Origin of the sequence: Ruminiclostridium cellobioparum DSM 1351 = ATCC 15832 (genome assembly GCF_000621505.1) — a bacterium.
GTDB classification, from domain to species: domain Bacteria; phylum Bacillota; class Clostridia; order Acetivibrionales; family DSM-1351; genus Ruminiclostridium; species Ruminiclostridium cellobioparum.
The window spans coordinates 131453-151069 of the sequence record NZ_JHYD01000009.1 but is presented as its reverse complement, the minus strand read 5'-3'; the positions used below and the strand labels follow the sequence as shown (position 1 = coordinate 151069).

Genomic DNA, 19617 nt, shown 5'->3' with positions numbered 1-19617 from the left:
ACTTGGATTATATGGATATTGACAGGTTGAAGAACATATTTTCAGATATGCTCAGGAACCAATACACCCTGAGGAGTATGGAGCTTGGAATAGACGGAAAACTTATGGCGGTCGGGTATAAACCATATTGGACCAGCCGGCAGGATTCTAAAATTGAAACACTGGAACTGAACTTTCTCAGCAGTAAAGGAGTCATGGTTCCAATAATATTGAGAAATGTTGTCAGTTATGAACTTTATCCCAAAGAGGGCAGAAAAAATAAAAAATACAGGGTAAATATGATTGAACTGCTGATTTTGTCACCTTATATGCTGGCAAGGAATTCGAAAGACGTTTATGATAAAATTAAACTTGAAATAATCTATGAGGATTAGCTGCTGACACAATAAATTGCCTCCGCTTTGGAAGTCAATTACAACCGGCCTCCTGTGCCGATAGTAATTGACTTTTATAAAAATAATCCATTATAATATTAACAATGGTTTAGCGCTATAAATTATTAAAATATTATAGAGAATTTGGATTACTTATTAAGCGTGTGCAAGCGCGCGGATGGAGGTTAAAATGAAGAAGCTCATGCTTGGCAACGAAGCTGTGGCAAGAGGGGCATATGAGGCAGGCTGCACCATAGCGGCAGCTTATCCGGGTACGCCCAGTACTGAAATTACCGAATACATAGCAAAATATGACGAAATATATTCCGAATGGTCACCAAATGAAAAGGTGGCCCTGGAAGTTGCTATCGGAGCATCTATCGGAGGGGCAAGGGCCATATGCTCAATGAAGCACGTAGGACTTAATGTTGCCGCCGACCCGCTGTTTACTGTTTCCTATTCGGGAGTAAACGGCGGTCTTGTTATTATGGTGGCGGATGATCCGGGAATGCACAGCTCGCAGAATGAACAGGACAGCAGATTTTACGCCAGATCGTCAAAAGTGCCCATGCTGGAGCCTTCTGACAGTCAGGAATGTAAGGATTTTGTAAAATATGCTTTTGAAATCAGCGAACAGTTCGACTGTCCTGTGATTGTCCGCCTTACCACCAGGGTATCTCACTCACAGAGCTCGGTGGAAATCGGTGATAAGGAGAATTTCAAACTGAAGGATTATGTAAAGGATGCCAGCAAATATGTAATGATGCCTGCAATGGCCAGAAGAAGACATGTTGAAGTGGAAAAAAGAATGGCAGCCCTCAGGGAGTTCTCCAATTCCAGTGAACTCAACAAAATTGAGCTGGACAGCGAGGAAGTCGGCATCATCACCAGCGGTATCTCGTATCAATATGTTAAAGAAGCCGCTCCAAACGCATCAATACTGAAAATAGGCATGGTTCATCCCATACCTGAAAAAATGATTTCAGAATTTGCTTCAAAGGTAAAAATATTATATGTAGTTGAGGAACTGGAACCTTTCTTTGAGAACCAGATTTTGAAAATGGGGATCAAGGTTACAGGAAAACAGAAGCTTCCTGTCATGGGTGAACTCAATGCCCAGCTGATAGCCGAAAAGCTTTTTGACAGAAAGTTTGAGGCTTCACAGGTTCAAGCCGGCCAGCCCATACCTGTAAGACCGCCTGTTATGTGTCCGGGATGTCCGCACCGGGGCATGTATTACGTATTGAAAAAATTAAAATTAAATGTAAGCGGGGACATAGGCTGCTATACTCTCGGTGCACTGCCTCCCAACGAATGTATGGATACCTGTATCTGCATGGGTGCCAGCATTGGTGTGGCACATGGTATGGAAAAGGCCAGGGGCAGTGAATTCAGAAAGAATACGGTAGCGGTTATCGGGGATTCAACCTTTATTCATTCGGGAATTACAGGACTTATTGATGTAGTATATAACAAGGGAAATTCAACCGTGATGATATTGGACAACTCCATAACAGGTATGACCGGACACCAGCACAATCCTACCACCGGCTTTACAATCAAGGGAGAACCCACCAGACAGGTGGATCTTGAGCTGCTCTGCAAGGCTGTGGGGATAGAAAGGGTTACAGTGGTTGATCCCTTCGATGTAAAAGAGCTTGAAAAAGTGGTAAAAGCCGAGATAGAAGCAGATGAGCCGTCGGTTATCATATCACAGAGACCCTGTGCCCTGTTGAAAAGTGTTAAATTTGAAGGCAGCCGGAAGATTTCCAGGGAAAAGTGCAAAACCTGCAGAGCCTGTATGAAAATAGGATGTCCAGCCATAGTTGACAAGAAAGACCACCTGGAGATCAATCCTGCGCTTTGCGTTGGCTGCAAGCTGTGTACAAAAGTCTGTAGCTTTGATGCAATAGAAAGGATGGACAGTTAAATGGATAAGTTGAATTTGTTGATAGTTGGTGTGGGCGGACAGGGAACTTTGCTGGCCAGCAGAATACTGGGCACTGTTGCATTAAAAATGGATTTTGATGTAAAGGTTTCGGAAGTGCATGGAATGTCCCAGCGAGGCGGAAGTGTGGTTACTTATGTCAGGTTCGGAAAGAAAGTCTATTCACCGCTGATCGAAAAGGGTGAAGCCGATCTGATAATTGCCTTTGAAGAGCTGGAAGCATTAAGGTGGATCGATTACCTTACCGGAGACGGTAAAATGATAATAAATGAGCAGGAAATTGATCCAATGCCGGTCATTATAGGAAAGGCGGAATATCCTGAAAATATTCTGGAAACACTTAAGGCCGAACACAGCATATATTCACTCGATGCTTTGAAAATTGCCCGGCGGTGCGGTACAATTAAGGCTGTAAATATCGTGCTTTTGGGTGTGATGGCACGGCTTACCGGAATTGACAGGCAGATATTTGTGGATGCCATCCATGAAGTGGTTCCGGCCAAGGTTTTAGAGGTCAACCTGAAGGCTTTTGAAGAAGGATATAATTATCATAACTAGAAGTTAGAAGTTGGAAGTAGGAAGACTTATCCAACTCTGTTTTTGTAATTAAGCCGATTGCTTTTGTGTGGGGCGGCGCTGCTGTAAACCCTGAAAGCCATTCCGGGGTGGGATGTTTGGCGAAATATAAAGAGGTATTGATAAATGCTTTGCATTTGCCATGCCTTAAACTAAATATCTGAATCTTGGAGGGATTGTATTATGTCTTATTGGAACGAGAAATATGAATGTATGTCCAGAGACGAAATGAGAAAAGTTCAGACCGAACGGCTCATAAAAACAGTTAACAGGGTGTATGACAATGTACCGCACTACAGGAAAAAGATGGATGAAAAAGGTATTTTACCCGGAGATATCAAGTCGGTGGACGACTTGAAGCATTTGCCTTTTACTTATAAGCAGGATTTGAGAGATACATACCCGTTTGGATTATTTGCAGCACCCATGAATGAGATTGTCAGAGTTCATGCTTCCTCCGGTACCACCGGCAAAAAGACGGTAGTAGGTTATACGAAAAATGATATTGAGGTTTGGGCCGAGGTTATGGCCCGTACCTTTGCAGGCGCCGGAGCAGGGAAGGATTCCTTTTTGCAGGTTTCCTACGGCTATGGCCTGTTTACAGGAGGTCTGGGCGCCCACTACGGCGGTGAATATCTGGGAGCCACGGTAATCCCAACTTCCTCAGGCAACACAAAACTCCAGCTGTCCCTCATGCAGGATTTCGGGACAACCCATATTGCATGTACTCCATCATATGCCTTATATCTGGCCGAAGAGATGCAGGAACTGGGCATCAAACCTGAGGAACTCAAGCTTAAAGCGGGTATTTTCGGCGCCGAGCCCTGGTCTGAAAGCATGAGGAAGGAAATTGAACAAAGACTTAATATCAAAGCTTTTGACATATACGGGCTGAGCGAGGTAATAGGCCCCGGTGTGGCCTGTGAATGCGAATACCAGTGCGGCATGCACATTCCGGAAGACCATTTTATCCCTGAGATAATTGATCCTGAAACGGGAGAGGTACTGCCCGAAGAAGCGCAGGGTGAAATAGTATTTACAACCATTACCAAGGAGGGGCTGCCGCTGATAAGATACAGGACAAGAGATCTTTCCTCCTTGAATTATGCACCCTGCAAGTGCGGCCGTACAGAGGCCAGAATGAACAAGGTGACCGGAAGAACAGATGACATGTTAATCATAAGGGGTGTAAACGTATTCCCTTCGCAGGTTGAAAGTGTTCTGCTGTCAATAGGCGAAACTGCACCGCACTACATGCTGATAGTTGACAGAAAGGACAATCTTGATACACTTGAAATACAGGTTGAAATAACTCCCCAGCTGTTTTCGGACGAAGTTAAGAAGCTGGAGGATATTGAAAGAAAGATCAGGAAAGAGATTGAAAGTACTCTTGGAATCAGCGCAAAGATAAAGCTGGTGGAGCCCAAATCCATCCAGCGCAGTGAAGGCAAGGCCAAGAGAGTAATTGACAAGAGGGTATTATAAACTGCAGCTCTATAATACAAAAAGGTCTTTAATGAAAAGACTTTAGAATATGATAATAAAAAGGAGGCCTGTAACATGCTGGTAAAACAGATATCTGTATTTCTGGAAAACAAGTCCGGCCGCTTGGCGGATGTAACCAGAACCCTGGCTGATAATCATATTAATATTTGTGCTCTTTCAATTGCCGATACCACTGATTTTGGTATTCTAAGGCTGATAGTCAACAAACCCGAGGAAGCAGAAAGAATATTAAGCGACGACCAGTTTACGGTAAGCTGCACAAGTGTAATTGCAATCGGGGTGGAGGATAAGCCCGGAGGCCTGGCGAAAGCCCTGGATATTCTCAATGAAAACAATATAAGCATTGAATATATGTATGCTTTTGTAGGCAAAACAGGAAATGAAGCCTTTGTCATACTGAGGGTTGAAAATCCCGACGAGGCCGTAAAGACCCTGTCAAGCTGCGACATATCCATAATACCAAGTCAGCAGGTATATTGCATGTAAATGTAAAGGTTACAATATTGTAAAGAAGTCGGAGGATGTATTCTCTGGCTTTTTTTTATTATTTATTATAATATGGATTTATGGGGTTTTTTAATAAAAAATGTTATATATTGGGAGAAATCAAAATGAGTAAAAAATTTACTTTTATCCTGGTTCTGGGGTCCATTTCCATAATCCTTATTATAATCTGTATAAGTTTCCTTTTTCCATCTACCTTTACAAAGACTACAACGGTTTCCGGAGCTTTGTCCTCAGGCGGGACGACAGAAACGTCCATAACCGATAATGGGACGGAAAACTCCAGGGTGGATGGAATTTCACCAAGGGACAATAAGAGCGGCCCAGCCGGCGCGACTATTAAAAATGCCATTATATCGGATGCTGAAAAGTTGATTGAGCAGACTCATTATAAGCAGGCAGGTCTGTTGTTGGAAAAGTCTCTGGAGGAATATCCCAATGATAAGGAGCTTTTAGCCGTAAAAGACAGGGCGGACAATCTGGAAAAGCAGACGGTCATTTATAAAGGCCCTGTATATCATGTGTTTTTTCACAGCCTGATAGTTTATCCCGAGCTGTGCTTTACCGGTGACTCCATGGAACAGGGGTATAACTACTGGATGACCACCGTAAAGGAATTTAAAATGATGATACAGGAAATGTATGACAGGGGTTATACTCTGGTCGACCTGAGAGATATGTTCAAGATGGATTCCTCCGGAAAAATGCAAAAGCAGGATATTTTTCTCCCTGAAGGGCAGAAGCCTTTGATTATTTCAGTGGATGATATGAGCTATTACAAATACATGGAGAATGACGGCTTTGCAAAGAAGCTGGTAATTGATCAGGAGGGAAAGCTGGCTTCACTTGTGAAAACCCCCCAGGGAAATGAAATAGTTTCACCCGATGGAGATGTGGTTCCCATTTTAAATAATTTTGTAGATCAAAACCCGGACTTCTCCTTTAAGGGGGCCAAGGGTACCCTGGCATTGACAGGGTACGAAGGAATTCTGGGATACAGGACCAATCACGACAATTCCTCCTGGCAGACAGAGAAGGAAAGCGTGCTGCCTGTTATAGAAAAACTTAAAGAGACGGGCTGGGCTTTTGCAAGCCACAGCTATACCCATAGGAGAACCTTTTCCGAAGGCACTATTACACTTGATTTTCTTAAATATGATACAAAACGGTGGAGGGATGAAGTAGGAAGCATTGTGGGTGAAACCAATTTATACATATCCCCGTTTGGAGCAACCTTCAAACAGAACGATGCCAGAATGCGCTACATAGTCAGCCAGAGCTTTAATGTATACTGCGGTGTGGGGCCTACGCCTGATTACATATTATACAAAGATAATGCATATATGGAGAGAATTGATCTTGACGGATATAAAATGTTTCATAAACCGGAATGTATGAAGGAGTTGTTTGACGCCGGAAAAATACTTGACCCTGTCCGGCCTGCCTTCAAATAAAAGCCGGGTTAACGCGTTGTGCAGGATAAGTAATCAATTTGTTGAAAAATTGTTACTGATTATACTGGTACTTCCATACAACTCAAGCAATGGATTGCACACAAAGCGCTTACTTGAAATAGTACGGTTCACAACAAGCATTTTTGCCGTGCTATCCATTGCTTGAAGTTGTACCCGCGTACCAGTATAATCATCTTAATTGCCTGAATGTGAAGTTAAAGCCAATTTTAACCGGTGCAACATGTTAAGTCAATGGCACTATGGAGCCGCGGTAATTTTCTATAACCCTGTCACACCAGGAGTCAAACTCAGGGTCTGCCTTTTGCAGTTCGGGATTTGACAGGACCTTGTCCAGAATTATTTTAATCCCCTGGTCAAAGCGGACCGTTGCATTGAAACCGGGCACAAGCCTTTTCAGCTTTGAGTTGTCGAATACTACGGTATTTGCCTTGTCGCCTATGAGAGAACCTGTAAAATCATAATTGCTGCAGGCGGCAAGATAATCTGACGGAAGGTGTACCGCATTGAGCTTGACACCCAATGCCGCAGCTATGATTTCATAAATCTGATTCCAGGTCAGACTTTCGTCAGAGGTTATGTTCACAGCCTCACCAACAGCATGAATATTTCCCATCAGGCCTATAAAACCTTTTGCAAAATCACTGTTATGAGTGAGAGTCCACAGGGAAGTACCGTCACCGTGGATTATCACAGGTTTGTTTTCCAGCATCCGTCGGGCCACCTGCCAGCTTCCCTTGTCGCCGTGCACCCCGAGAGGTATGCTGCGGTCGTCATAAGTGTGGCTTGGACGGACGATGGTGACGGGAAACCCATTTTTACGGTACTCGGAAATAAGTAATTCCTCACATGCAATTTTATTTCTTGAGTATTCCCAATATGGATTCGACAGGGGGGTGGATTCGGTTATTCTGTAATCCGAAAGAGGCTTCTGGTATGCCGAAGCCGAACTGATGAATATATACTGCCTGGTCTTGCCTGAAAAAAGTCTTATATCTCGTTCAACCTGGGAAGGTACAAAAGCAATAAAATCAGCAACAACGTCAAAGTCAAGGTCTTTTATAAGGGCTGCCGCCTTTGCTTCATCATTTATGTCGGCCTTGATGACCTTTGCACCCTCAGGAACACGGTCAGTATTATTTCCACGATTTAATAAATATAATTCCCAGCCCTGCCGGACCAGAGAACTTGAAATAGCAGTGCTGATTGTACCTGTACCACCGATAAATAAAGCTTTCATGAAAATTCCTCCCGAAAGATAATTTTAAAGTTTAAGAACTATAGAACTATTATATAACGGATTGGTAAAATATGATAGTAGCAGGAAGCTACTGCTGAAAAGTAAAAAAATATTGCATTTTATGGGAAATATGGTATAATTTATACAATACATTTCAGTATTGATCAATTCGAACTCATAAAATTTCTTCCCGGCTTCAGGGATATCTCATTTATAACATTAATCTTCCGTTTAATCTTTTTATTCATTAACAGCTTACTTTTTGCCAACAGGTTGGTATAATATTTAAAGAAATAATAATTAGTTCTAATTTGTTGTGTACCAAAAACCATAAGGAGATGACTGTAGTTGAAAGCAGAAATATTAGCTGTTGGAACCGAGCTGCTCATGGGGCAGATTGTAAATACAAATGCACAGTACCTGTCTTCAAAGCTGCCGGATGTGGGCATCAGTGTTTATTATCACAGTGTGGTTGGAGACAATCCCGAAAGATTGAGAGAAAGCCTGGAACTTGCCTTGAAGAGATGTGATGTGGTAATAACGACGGGAGGCCTTGGCCCCACCCAGGACGATCTGACAAAGGAAACCATTTCAGAGGTTTGCGGCAGAAGGCTGGTACTCCATCAGGAAAGCCTTGATGCCATCAAAGCATTTTTTAAAAAAATCGGCAGGGAAATGACACATAATAATGAAAAGCAGGCGTATATGCCCGAGAACTGCACGATACTCGAAAATAATAGCGGCACAGCTCCGGGCTGTATAATAGAGCAGGGGGAAAAGGTAATCGTCATGCTGCCAGGCCCTCCGTCCGAAATGAAGCCGATGTTTGACGACTCTGTATTTCCCTATTTCAGGGAGAGAAGCAGCTATACCATAGAATCGAAGTTCCTGAGAGTGTTTGGGATAGGCGAGTCGGCCATGGAGACAAAAATCCTGGATCTGATCGAAGGTCAGACAAACCCTACCATAGCGACCTATGCCAAGGAGGGTGAAGTAACCATAAGGGTATCTGCCAGGGTTGAACAGGGGAAGGATGCTGAAAAGCTGCTTGGCCCGGTAATTGAGGAAATAAGGAAAAGAACCGGTGACAGTCTGTATTCGGAAGAAGACCGCACTCTTGACCAGGTGGCGGCAGAGCTTTTATTCAGGCACAAACTTACCCTGGCAACAGCCGAATCCTGTACCGGCGGCCTCATATCCCAGATGCTGACCAACATACCTGGAATATCAAGTGTATTTATGGGCGGTGCGGTAACTTATTCAAATGATGCAAAAGAAGAATGCCTTGGAGTGAGAAGAGATACCCTGCTGCAATATGGTGCTGTGAGCCGCCAGACAGCAGAGGAGATGGCCGCCGGGGTCAGAAGCAGATTAAAGACCGACATCGGGGTGGCTGTTACCGGCATAGCAGGCCCGGACGGAGGCACGCCCGAGAAGCCGGTAGGACTGGTGTATATCGGTCTTTCCTCTGAAAAGGGCACAGTTACAAAAGAACTCCGACTGCTTGGAAACAGGAAGAGAATCAGAACTATCACTGCCCTGCATGTTTTTGACATGATAAGAAGGCATGTTTCCGGTCTTGAAATTGACACCGGCGACAAGGAATAATACAAAAGAAAAGCTAATGCCGCATGGCCGGTTAACCTCCTTTATCCGCTTATAAGGGATATGGGGCAAGTCTTTGCATTACTGGAGAAATGACCGCTGTACGGCTCAAAGCCATAGCATGGCTATGGCTTAGGAGGTTACGTTGAGCTCAAATAATAAAAAAATTACAGCCGCCGCCATTATAGTAATGTCATCCCTGGTAGTGAGCAGAATAACCGGTTATGTGAGGACCATACTGATTAACAATTTGCTTACGGCGTCCCAGTCGGATTCGCTTCTGGCGGCTTTCAGGACCACCGACCTGATGTACAATCTGCTTATCGGCGGCGCAATATCTGCTGCATTGATCCCCATACTTTCGGGCTATCTGGCCAGAGGTGAGGAGGAAGACGGCTGGAAAGCCGTAGGGACCTTTATAAATGTCATATTTCTGAGTATGCTGGCGGTGAGCACCCTTGGGGTAATTTTTGCCCCCTGGGTCGTTTCCATGACAGCATCGGGGCTTGAAGGCGAAGTGAGGGAAACGACCATCCAGCTGACGCGCATCCTATTCCCCTCGGTGGGTTTTATGATGCTGGCAGGGATGACAAACGGAGTACTGAATTCATACCAGAGGTTTGCGGCAGCGGCCTACGGACCGTCGCTGTACAACCTGGGAACAGCCTTGAGCATACTGGTGCTCAGCCGGTTCGGAGTCAAGTATGTGGCAATTGGCGTACTGGCCAGTGCCATAATGTATTTCCTGATTCAGATTTCATTTGCACTTCCGAACTTCAAGTTTTACAGACCTAAATTGTTCTGGAAGCATACCGGCTTCAGGAGGCTGTTCAAACTTGCAATACCGTCTCTGGCCGCATCTGCCATAGTACAGGTGAATATTCTGATATCTCTGAATTTTATATCCATGTTCAAGCATGAAGGAAACATTACGGCGTATTACAATGCAAATGATATCTGGCAGCTGCCCTACGGCATATTTGCAATGGGGCTGGGGACGGCACTTTTGCCGACTCTGTCTGAAAAGCTGGCGTTAAAGCAGGTGGATGAATTCAAGAATATCCTAAACGGTGCCTTTAAAACAATTCTCTATCTCATAATACCGTCTGCCATGGCCTTCATAGTTATGCCAGAACCTGTGATCAGCGTGGTTTACAAGTGGTCATCAAACATCGGCAGTGAAAGGATTGTCATGGCAGGGAGCATCCTGCTGCTGTTCACGGCGGCCATGCTTGCCCAGTCCATGCTTGCCCTTCTGAACAGAGCTTTTTATGCAAACAATGATACCAAAACACCGCTTTATGCCGGGATTGTTTCAGTAGTACTCAATTTTGCGCTTTGCTATATTTTTCTCAATGCAAACCTGGGACCTGCCGGCATGTCGCTTTCATATTCCATTCAGAGTCTGGTGAACATGTCTTTGATGATGTACATATTGTCAAGGAAAATGAACGGGATGAATTGGAAAGGGCTTGCGGTTTATTCTGTCAAGCTTGTGGAAGCCGCAATAGTCATGGGGGCGGTGATATTTACCGTAAATAAATTGCTGCCTGTTGATTTTACACAGACCTATTCAATGCATTCCAAGCTTGTGGAGATAGCGGTGCTGGGTACCGAAATCGTTGCGGGAGCCCTGGTATATTTTGGCGTTACAATGCTGCTCAGGGTTGAAGAAGCCGTAGCATTTAAAAACAAACTTTCAGGAAGGTTTGCCAGAATACTGAAAAAATAAAAATTTTAAGTTGACTTAATTAATAAAAATCTATATAATAAAAACAGAACAAATGTTCTATAATTGTGAGGAGGTCACCCCATGTTAGAAAAGAAAAAAGCACTTGAAATGGCTCTTGGCCAGATAGAAAAACAATTTGGCAAAGGCGCCGTTATGAAATTGGGCGAGAACGCACACATGAACGTAGAAGTTATTCCCACAGGATCCTTAAGCCTGGATATCGCTCTTGGCGTTGGCGGAGTGCCCAGGGGGAGAATTGTTGAGATATATGGACCGGAGTCTTCAGGTAAGACGACCGTAGCCTTGCATATAATTGCCGAAGCGCAAAAGGCGGGCGGTGAGGCTGCATTTATTGATGCAGAGCATGCCCTTGATCCTGTTTATGCAAAAAAACTTGGGGTTGACATAGATAATTTGATAGTTTCACAGCCCGATACGGGGGAGCAGGCTCTGGAAATAACAGAAGCTCTTGTGCGAAGCGGAGCCATAGATGTCATTGTCGTTGACTCTGTAGCAGCTCTTGTGCCAAAAGCGGAAATCGACGGCGAGATGGGTGATTCTCATGTGGGTCTGCAGGCCAGACTTATGTCCCAGGCACTTAGAAAGCTGGCAGGTGTTATCAGCAAGTCCAGGACCACATCCATATTTATAAATCAGCTTCGTGAAAAGGTCGGTATTATGTTCGGAAACCCTGAGACAACTCCGGGAGGACGAGCTTTAAAATTTTACTCTTCGGTACGTCTCGATGTAAGAAGAATAGAATCCATCAAGCAGGCCAATGAAGTGGTAGGAAACAGGACCAGGGTGAAGGTTGTCAAAAATAAAATTGCACCACCCTTTAAAGAAGCGGAGTTTGATATAGTTTATGGTGAAGGTATTTCCAGAGAAGGCAGTATCCTTGACATAGCTGTAAACAGTGAAATCGTAAACAAGAGCGGTGCATGGTTCTCCTACAATGGGCAGCGTATCGGACAGGGAAGAGAAAACGCAAAGCAATATCTGAAGGAAAATCCAGCAATGTGTATGGAAATAGAAAAGCTGGTCAGAAGCAATATGACAGTGGCACCTGTAGCAAAAGAATCCGCGGAGGAAGTTGAAGAGGAAGAACTGGACTGATCATTTAAATGATTTCAAAAAATAAATCTATTTGCAAAGCAAAACAATATTTCAATTAGCATAATAGGTTAATTATTATCTGTAATGTCTTTATTTAAGTAATTTAATTGAAATCAAATGGTACGCGAGGACAACTTCATGAAATAAGAGACACGGTTAAAAATAATTGCAAAAAATTGCCGCCAAAGGTAAAGCGATTTTGCCGGCAAAGCAGCAGGATGCTGCTTTGAGCTTCAAATCGAGACAGGATGTCGAGTTTGAGCGACGGCAAAACCGCTTTAAATGAGGCGATGCAATTTTCGCAATTGTTTTGGGTGGCTTCTTATTTCATGAAGTTAGTACGGAAGTTACCATTTGATATAAAAAAATCACACACGTAAAGCAAAATTTAAATTAACTAGCACATTGTGTTAATTTAAATATTAAAAAATCACAAATTATTTTGGCATACCGGATTAGAGCCCGCTTATCAGGCTTTGTTTGTCCGGTATGCCTTTTAGAATTGGTAAGGGGTTTTTATGAGAATAATTGGGATAGAGAAGAATGAAAAAGTTTCCTCAATGGCTGCCGTAATCCTTGATAACAATATTACTTTCAGTTTACCCAAAAAGCGTATTGAGCTGCTTGAACTGAAAGAGGGTAAAAGCATTACGGAAGAAGTTTTAAAATATTTATTGGACACTGAAGTTTATGCTGCTGCCAGGAGTGCTGGGGTCAGTTTTCTTGCCACCAAGCTTCGCACAGCATATGAGGTGTCCCAAAAGCTTTCGGATATGGGGTATGAAGAAAGCACAATTGAAAAAGTCATTGACAGTTTAAAGGAGATAAACTATATAAACGACTTTAATTATGCCTGCAAATACATATCTGAAAAATCAAAACTTAAGCCGAAATCGGCCAAACTCTTATCAATAGAATTGAGCCAGAAAGGTATTAAGGAGGATATTATAAGCAGTGCCCTTGAAGAGTTTGAACTTGATGAAGGGGAGGTTGCCCTCCAACTTTTAAGAAAAAGATATTCAAAGTATACCAGCTTTGATGAAAAAATCATTCAAAAAATGAAGATTTTTCTAATGAGCAGGGGATTCAGCTACAGTCAGATATCAAAAGCTGTCAGTGAGTTTCTACCTGATGATTGAATTTTTAAACATAAATTGCCGTTGTGCACATTTCGTCACATGTTTCATATTCTGAAAATATAATCACCGAATTACCAAATTTGTAGAATTAAATACAATCTTATTGTACCATAAGCTGTAAAGGAAAGAATTTTAAAAATATAAATTTCTCTATAAACATTGACAAGTTATTAATATTATTAAATAATTTTTACTAGAGTCTTGTTTTATAGAATAATATTTGAGGACTTCTGTGTACTATATGGCTGAATTCGTTGTAAATTTTTGATGCAGATAACATAAAACAAAATTGAGGAGTGTAATTGGTGAATAAAAAAATAGGTATAGTGTCTTTAGGATGCCCGAAAAATCTGGTGGACAGCGAGATCATGCTGGGTATGCTGAAACATGCGGATTACGAAATCGTTAACCATAAGGAGAATGCCGACATCCTTATAGTTAACACCTGCGGCTTTATAGAATCTGCCCAGCAGGAATCAATAAATACTATCCTTGAGATGGCAGAGGAAAAGAAACGCAGCTGTGAGGTTCTCATAGTTACCGGCTGTATGGCCGAAAGATACAGGGAAAAAATCCTTGACTTGATACCGGAAGTAGATGCCGTTTTGGGAACGGGTAATTATAAGGAAATAGCAGAGGTAATAAACAGGGCATATCAGGGCGAAAAAGTCGTTTCCTACGGAAAACTTAATGAAACAGACTATCTGGATGAGGAGAGGATTATTTCGTCCTCCGGACATTCGGTTTATCTGAAGATATCCGAAGGCTGTGACAACCGTTGTACCTATTGCATTATTCCATATTTAAGAGGAGCTTACAGAAGCAGAAAAATTGAAGCCCTTGTCAAAGAGGCCAAAGCTCTGGCCGAAAACGGGGTGAAGGAATTAATTCTTGTGGCTCAGGATACCACACGGTACGGCATTGACATATACGGCAGGAAAATGCTTCCGGAATTGATAAGGGAATTGTCAAAGCTTAAGGGAATTGAATGGATAAGACTGTTATACTGTTATCCCGAAGAAATTGACGATGAATTGATAGAGGAGGTCTCTTCAAATCCAAAGGTTTGCAAATACATGGATATTCCGGTTCAGCATGCCTCTGACAGGATATTGAAGCTGATGGGAAGAAGGGGAACAATAGCCGAAATCAGAAATGCTCTTACCGGGCTCCGGGAAAAGGTAGAGGGTATTTCAATAAGAACTTCATTGATAGTCGGTTTTCCCGGGGAAACAGAAGAGGATTTTCAGCAGCTGGCTGATTTTGTTCGGGAATTCAGGTTTGACAGGCTGGGTGTATTCACCTATTCAAAGGAAGAAGGAACGCCTGCAGCCAGGATGAAAGGGCAAATAAGAAAAAATATCAAGGTAAAGCGGCAAAAAACAATATTAGAACTGCAAAATTCAATCAGCAAGGAAATAAATGCCAAAAGAATTGGGAAAGTTTATAAAGCCATTGTTGACGGGATTGCCGATGATGGTATATTCTATTATGGACGAACTTATGCAGAAGCTCCTGAAATTGATGGGACAGTGTATTTTACAAGTCCTGAACCATTGGAAACCGGGTGTTTTGTTGAAACCAGAATTTTAAATTCAGAAGATTATGATTTGATAGGAGAGGTCATAGCGTGAAAAATATATTTGAGCATTCATTTGTGCATTTCACGCAGCAAAAACCCGCATAGCGGCTTTTCATTACTATTTGCGTACGCGCTATGCGCGTAGATGGGAGATTATAATGAACTTACCAAATAAAATAACAATATCCAGAATAGCTTTAGTTCCACTGTTCATGATTTTTGTAATACCAATACCGGATGCCACTGTTAATCTTCCGCTTTTGTCTTTTATCAGGAATGAGATGCTTGAAATCAATAAATTTATAAACAGCTACGGCACTTATGTGGCAGCCGCACTGTTCATTCTGGCAGCAAGTACCGACGGTGTTGACGGGTATATAGCAAGAAAACACAAGATGGTAACCGCCTTTGGAAAATTTCTTGATCCCATAGCCGATAAATTGCTTATAACTGCCGCGTTGATAGCACTGGTACAGAGAGAGGTTGTTACAGGCTGGGCCGCCATGATAATAATTTCAAGAGAATTACTTGTAACCGGGATGAGATTGGTGGCTGCTGGTGAAGGCCAGGTGGTTGCTGCCAACAAATCTGGAAAAATAAAAATGGTTTGTCAGACTGTAGCAGTATCGGTAGCATTGTTAAATAATTTCCCGTTTTCATTGTTCACAGATATTCAAATAGATGCTTATCTTATGTTTATTGCTGTAGTTGTAACTATTTATTCGGGAATTGATTTTTTTGCAAAGAATATAAAAGTAATAAAACCCGATGAAATGTAAATTAATATGACACCATTCATAGCCGTAAATACTTGCGGCTATTCCTTTTTGCCCGGTTGGCCATACCGGGCGGCTCATCTTTTTTTAACAAACATAAGGAAATAAATTAAATATAAAATCACTTTGTGAATAGGAAGAAGATTTATTGTATAATATTATGTGTAGGTCATAAATAAATTCTTCCTTTCAGGTTTCTGACTTGCAGGACAGGCTATTGTTTTTATGGGCCGAAACTCCGGAAAGTATCTCTCTGTGTGTGCCGGACCATATGGAACGTAGTAAATTCAGGTAATATTATTAGAAAATAGTTGCAATAATAATAAAGTTAATATATAATTTTGTTATCAGCAATTAGTATCTGGTAATAATTATAATTATTATAAGGGGTGTGGTTGTTAGTGAGCAGATCGTCTTCACAGAAACAACAGAGACAGAAAATTCTACTTGAAAAAATCAAGTATGACCCGTTTTTAACAGATGAAGAATTGGCTGATTTTTTTAAGGTAAGTGTGCCGACTATAAGATTGGATAGACTGGAGCTTGGTATTCCGGAGCTCAGAGAAAGAATTAAGCATGTTGCCGAATCCAATCAGGAAAAGCTTAAATCTATTGAAGGCAAGGAATTTATCGGAGAGTTGATTGATCTACAACTGGGACAGAGCGCCATTTCACTTATGGAAACAAACAGTACGATGGCCTTTGAGAAAACACATATTGTCAGAGGACACTATATTTACTCACTTGCAGAGACTCTGGCCATAGCGGTCATAGATGCACAGGTTGCACTGGTAGGGATAGCCAACATAAAGTACAAAATACCGGTATACTCTGGTGCAAAGCTGGTTGCAAAGGCTGAAGTAAGAGACTCCAGAAAGAATAGATTTATTGTTTGGGTAAAAATATATGAGAAAACTGTAGAAGTCTTCAGAGGTAAATTTATACTGGTCACAATAGATAAAAGCACTGTAAGGGAACAGCAAAGCAAGTAATAACTATTATAGAAACAAATAAAAGAGGTTATTACATACTTGTTCCTTATTAATTGGAGGATATTTAAAATTATGATAAATATTATTGTTGATGCTATGGGCGGCGACAATGCTCCTGATGCTGTTATTGACGGATGCATTGAAGCTTTGGATAGGCAGGACGGTTTTAAAATCACATTAGTCGGAATGCAGGAAATTATAGAGGAAAAGTTAGGTAAAAGGGATTACAACAGAGACAGAATTGAAATAGTAAATGCCGCAGAAGTAATTACCGGCAGTGATACTCCCACAAAAGCCATTAGAAGTAAAAAAGACTCATCAATGGTTGTCGGTTTGAAGCTTTTAAAAGAAAAAAAGGGTGACGCTTTCCTGTCGGCAGGAAATACCGGTGCCCTCATGGCGGGAGCTTTGCTCATAGTTGGCAGAATGAAGGGTATTGACAGGCCTACAATGCCTGCGCTGGTTCCCACAAAAAAGGATATGTGCCTGATAATTGACGCCGGTATGAATACGGTTTGCAGACCTGTAAACTATGTGCAGTTCGGTATCATGGGTTCAATTTATATGAAATTGCTCTTTAATCTTGAAAACCCGAAAGTTGGACTGCTGAATGTGGGTTCTGAGGACGCAAAGGGAAATGATACCTTAAAGCAGGCTTTTGGGAGCTTATCTTCATCAGCTGTCAATTTTGCAGGTAATATAGAAGGAAATGATATCCCCGGCGGTGATGTGGACGTTGCCGTATGTGACGGATATGTGGGAAATGTTGCGCTGAAGTTATATGAAGGTGCCGGTGATCTTTTCCTGAGGGAACTGAAGAAAATATTTACAAAAAATCTCCTGACAAAAATATGCTATCTTCTGATAAAGCCTTTTTTCAAGGATTTCAAAAACAAATTTGATGCCGATGAACTCTCAGGCGCACCTGTTCTGGGGATAAACGGACTTGTGATAAAAAGTCATGGATCTTCAAAAGCAAAGACAATCAGAACTGCAATTTTGAAAAGAACAATACCTTTAATTAAATATGGCATTGTGGAAGAAATTAATCAACAATTCAAAAACATGGAGGTGAAGCCCTCTGAAGACGATATCGACTAAAAACGTAGGAATATTGGGGACAGGAAGCTGTTTACCCGAAAAAGTGCTCACAAACAGTGATTTGGAGCAAATGGTTGAGACATCTCATGAGTGGATTATCAAAAGAACTGGAATTTCCGAAAGAAGAATTCTAAGAGACGACGAGCCTGCCTATAAGCTGGGAATCGAGGCGGCCAGAAAAGCATTGGAAAATGCAAATGTACAGGCAGAAGACATAGATCTTATAATTCTGGCAACAGAATCACCTGACTATATGACCCCATCAATAGCATGTATAATCCAGGGTGCAATAGGAGCCCGCAATGCAACGGCCTTTGATTTAAATGCCGCATGCACGGGCTTTATATACGGACTGGTAACTGCCCAGCAGTTTATTGCCAACGGAATCTTTAAACAGGCGCTTGTCATCGGCTGTGAAGGACTTTCAAAGGTTGTGGACTGGAAAGACAGAAATACCTGCGTGCTCTTTGGCGACGGCGCCGGTGCGGCAGTTCTCGGAGAAGTTGATGAAGGCCATGGAATACTTAATTCCTATCTTGGATCAGATGGTACGGCAGGTATGAATATAACAATACCAAATCTCTACCTTACTGAGGCTGAAAAAGTAAAAAGGCCGAATGAGAAATACAATTCAATCTGGATGGATGGAACCGAAGTATTTAAATTTGCTGTAAAAGCCATGTCTTCAGCAACCGTAAAAGTACTTGAAGATGTGAATATGTCAGTTGAGGACCTGGATTACATCTTCCCTCACCAGGCAAATACCAGGATTATTGACGGAGCCATAAAAAAGCTGGGTATTGCAGATGAAAAGCTGCATTACGTCATACAAAAATACGGGAATATATCATCTGCGTCAATTCCGGTTGCTATGGATGAAGCAAACAGGGAAGGAAAGTTCAAAAAAGGCGACAATATGGTGTTAGTCGGCTTTGGCGGCGGTTTGACCTGGGGCTCCATAGCATTGAAATGGGCTAAATAATTTGATTTTATAATATTAACTTGGAGGTTTGTATGGGCAAATTGGCTTTTATATTTCCCGGACAGGGAGCTCAGTATGTAGGCATGGGTAAAGATATTGCAGCTCAATACAAGAGCGCTGACGCAATATTCAATGAAGCTGCTGAGGCATTAGGATTTGATATAAAAGAAATGATTTTTAACGGTGATGATGAAACTTTAAAAATTACCGAAAATACTCAGCCGACTATTGTTACTACAAGTGTAGCATGTATGCAGCCACTGCTTGAAAAAGGAATCAAACCTGATTTTGTTGCGGGCTTGAGCCTTGGCGAATATGCTGCTCATGTTGCGGCAGGTACCATCGGCTTCAAAGATGCGGTTGCTCTTGTGAGAAAGAGAGGAAAATTCATGCAGGAAGCAGTTCCTGTGGGAGTTGGTGCAATGTCGGCTATAATCGGCCTTGACAATGACTCTGTAATTGAAAGCTGCAAGGAGGCATCTGCTGTTGGCGTTTGCGAACCTGCAAACTTTAACTGCCCCGGCCAGCTTGCAATTGCCGGAGAAGTTGCAGCGGTGGAAAAAGCCAATGAGCTTTGCAAGGCAAAGGGTGCAAAGCGGGCTATGATGCTGCCTGTAAGCGCGCCATTCCACTGCAGTCTGTTGAAACCGGCAGGCGAAAAGCTTGCGGCAGAACTGGAGAAAATCACATTAAATGATATTAAGGTACCCGTTATTGTCAATGTTACGGCACAATGTGTAACAAACAGGGATGAGGTCAAAACTACTTTAATAAATCAGGTAAGCAATTCTGTTTTGTGGGAGAATTGTGTAAAAACCATGCTGGAGCAGGGTGTGGACACCTTTGTTGAAATAGGACCGGGAAAGGTTCTCAGCGGTTTTGTAAAGAAAATAAACAAGGATGTAAAAGTTCTCAATGTTGAAAATCTTGACAGCCTCAATGCAACTTTAGAGGAATTATTAAAATAATTTT

At 42.1% G+C, this 19617-nt stretch carries 17 protein-coding genes; 16 read left to right on the top strand and 1 reads right to left on the bottom strand.

Annotated features, from left to right (window positions below; all coding sequences use genetic code 11):
* Positions 1-2: 2 nt before the first annotated feature.
* The 6 genes from T344_RS0106305 to T344_RS27705 all read left to right on the top strand — a co-directional run bounded on the left by T344_RS0106305 (position 3) and on the right by T344_RS27705 (position 6362).
* On the top strand, positions 3-374 hold the full coding sequence (locus T344_RS0106305) for a hypothetical protein (protein WP_004625823.1): 372 nt from the start codon (positions 3-5) through the stop codon (positions 372-374).
* Positions 375-564: 190 nt separating this feature from the next.
* Positions 565-2304, top strand: coding sequence for an indolepyruvate ferredoxin oxidoreductase subunit alpha (iorA, locus tag T344_RS0106300; RefSeq protein WP_027627996.1), 1740 nt, complete (start codon positions 565-567; stop codon positions 2302-2304).
* Entirely contained in the window at positions 2305-2880 is a 576-nt protein-coding gene (locus T344_RS0106295; protein WP_027627995.1) for an indolepyruvate oxidoreductase subunit beta, read from the top strand.
* A gap of 201 nt (positions 2881-3081) precedes the next feature.
* The gene (locus tag T344_RS0106290) at positions 3082-4383 is read left to right on the top strand and encodes a phenylacetate--CoA ligase family protein (protein WP_027627994.1); all 1302 of its coding nucleotides are present in this window, start codon (positions 3082-3084) and stop codon (positions 4381-4383) included.
* Between the two features lie 75 nt (positions 4384-4458).
* A complete protein-coding gene (locus T344_RS0106285) occupies positions 4459-4890 on the top strand; it encodes an ACT domain-containing protein (protein WP_027627993.1) in 432 nt (143 codons plus the stop codon).
* Positions 4891-5015: 125 nt separating this feature from the next.
* On the top strand, positions 5016-6362 hold the full coding sequence (locus T344_RS27705; protein WP_051571620.1) for a polysaccharide deacetylase family protein: 1347 nt from the start codon (positions 5016-5018) through the stop codon (positions 6360-6362).
* Between the two features lie 244 nt (positions 6363-6606).
* On the opposite strand, the gene T344_RS0106275 is transcribed toward T344_RS27705, so the two are convergent.
* Entirely contained in the window at positions 6607-7620 is a 1014-nt protein-coding gene (locus tag T344_RS0106275; RefSeq protein ID WP_027627992.1) for an SDR family oxidoreductase, read from the bottom strand.
* A 348-nt stretch (positions 7621-7968) separates the two neighbouring features.
* On the opposite strand from T344_RS0106275, the gene T344_RS0106270 reads away from it, so the two are divergent.
* From T344_RS0106270 to fabD, 10 genes are all read left to right on the top strand, one after another.
* Positions 7969-9228: a competence/damage-inducible protein A gene (locus T344_RS0106270; protein ID WP_027627991.1), complete on the top strand. Its 1260-nt coding sequence runs from the start codon at positions 7969-7971 to the stop codon at positions 9226-9228.
* A 142-nt stretch (positions 9229-9370) separates the two neighbouring features.
* The gene (gene murJ / locus T344_RS0106265) at positions 9371-10957 is read left to right on the top strand and encodes a murein biosynthesis integral membrane protein MurJ (protein WP_027627990.1); all 1587 of its coding nucleotides are present in this window, start codon (positions 9371-9373) and stop codon (positions 10955-10957) included.
* A gap of 81 nt (positions 10958-11038) precedes the next feature.
* On the top strand, positions 11039-12073 hold the full coding sequence (gene recA / locus T344_RS0106260; protein WP_027627989.1) for a recombinase RecA: 1035 nt from the start codon (positions 11039-11041) through the stop codon (positions 12071-12073).
* Between the two features lie 518 nt (positions 12074-12591).
* The gene (locus tag T344_RS0106255) at positions 12592-13212 is read left to right on the top strand and encodes a regulatory protein RecX (RefSeq protein WP_027627988.1); all 621 of its coding nucleotides are present in this window, start codon (positions 12592-12594) and stop codon (positions 13210-13212) included.
* 305 nt (positions 13213-13517) lie between these two features.
* Entirely contained in the window at positions 13518-14846 is a 1329-nt protein-coding gene (gene rimO / locus T344_RS0106250; RefSeq protein ID WP_027627987.1) for a 30S ribosomal protein S12 methylthiotransferase RimO, read from the top strand.
* A 106-nt stretch (positions 14847-14952) separates the two neighbouring features.
* Positions 14953-15573 (top strand): CDP-diacylglycerol--glycerol-3-phosphate 3-phosphatidyltransferase, encoded by a 621-nt coding sequence (pgsA, locus tag T344_RS0106245; RefSeq protein WP_004625742.1) that lies wholly within the window; start codon positions 14953-14955, stop codon positions 15571-15573.
* A gap of 398 nt (positions 15574-15971) precedes the next feature.
* Positions 15972-16562, top strand: coding sequence for a transcription factor FapR (gene fapR / locus T344_RS0106240; protein ID WP_027627986.1), 591 nt, complete (start codon positions 15972-15974; stop codon positions 16560-16562).
* 72 nt (positions 16563-16634) lie between these two features.
* Positions 16635-17663 (top strand): phosphate acyltransferase PlsX, encoded by a 1029-nt coding sequence (plsX, locus tag T344_RS0106235; protein ID WP_034860675.1) that lies wholly within the window; start codon positions 16635-16637, stop codon positions 17661-17663.
* Positions 17644-18645: a beta-ketoacyl-ACP synthase III gene (locus tag T344_RS0106230; protein WP_027627984.1), complete on the top strand. Its 1002-nt coding sequence runs from the start codon at positions 17644-17646 to the stop codon at positions 18643-18645. Before plsX ends, T344_RS0106230 begins: the two co-directional genes overlap by 20 nt.
* A gap of 32 nt (positions 18646-18677) precedes the next feature.
* The gene (gene fabD / locus T344_RS0106225) at positions 18678-19613 is read left to right on the top strand and encodes an ACP S-malonyltransferase (protein WP_027627983.1); all 936 of its coding nucleotides are present in this window, start codon (positions 18678-18680) and stop codon (positions 19611-19613) included.
* Positions 19614-19617: the final 4 nt, after the last annotated feature.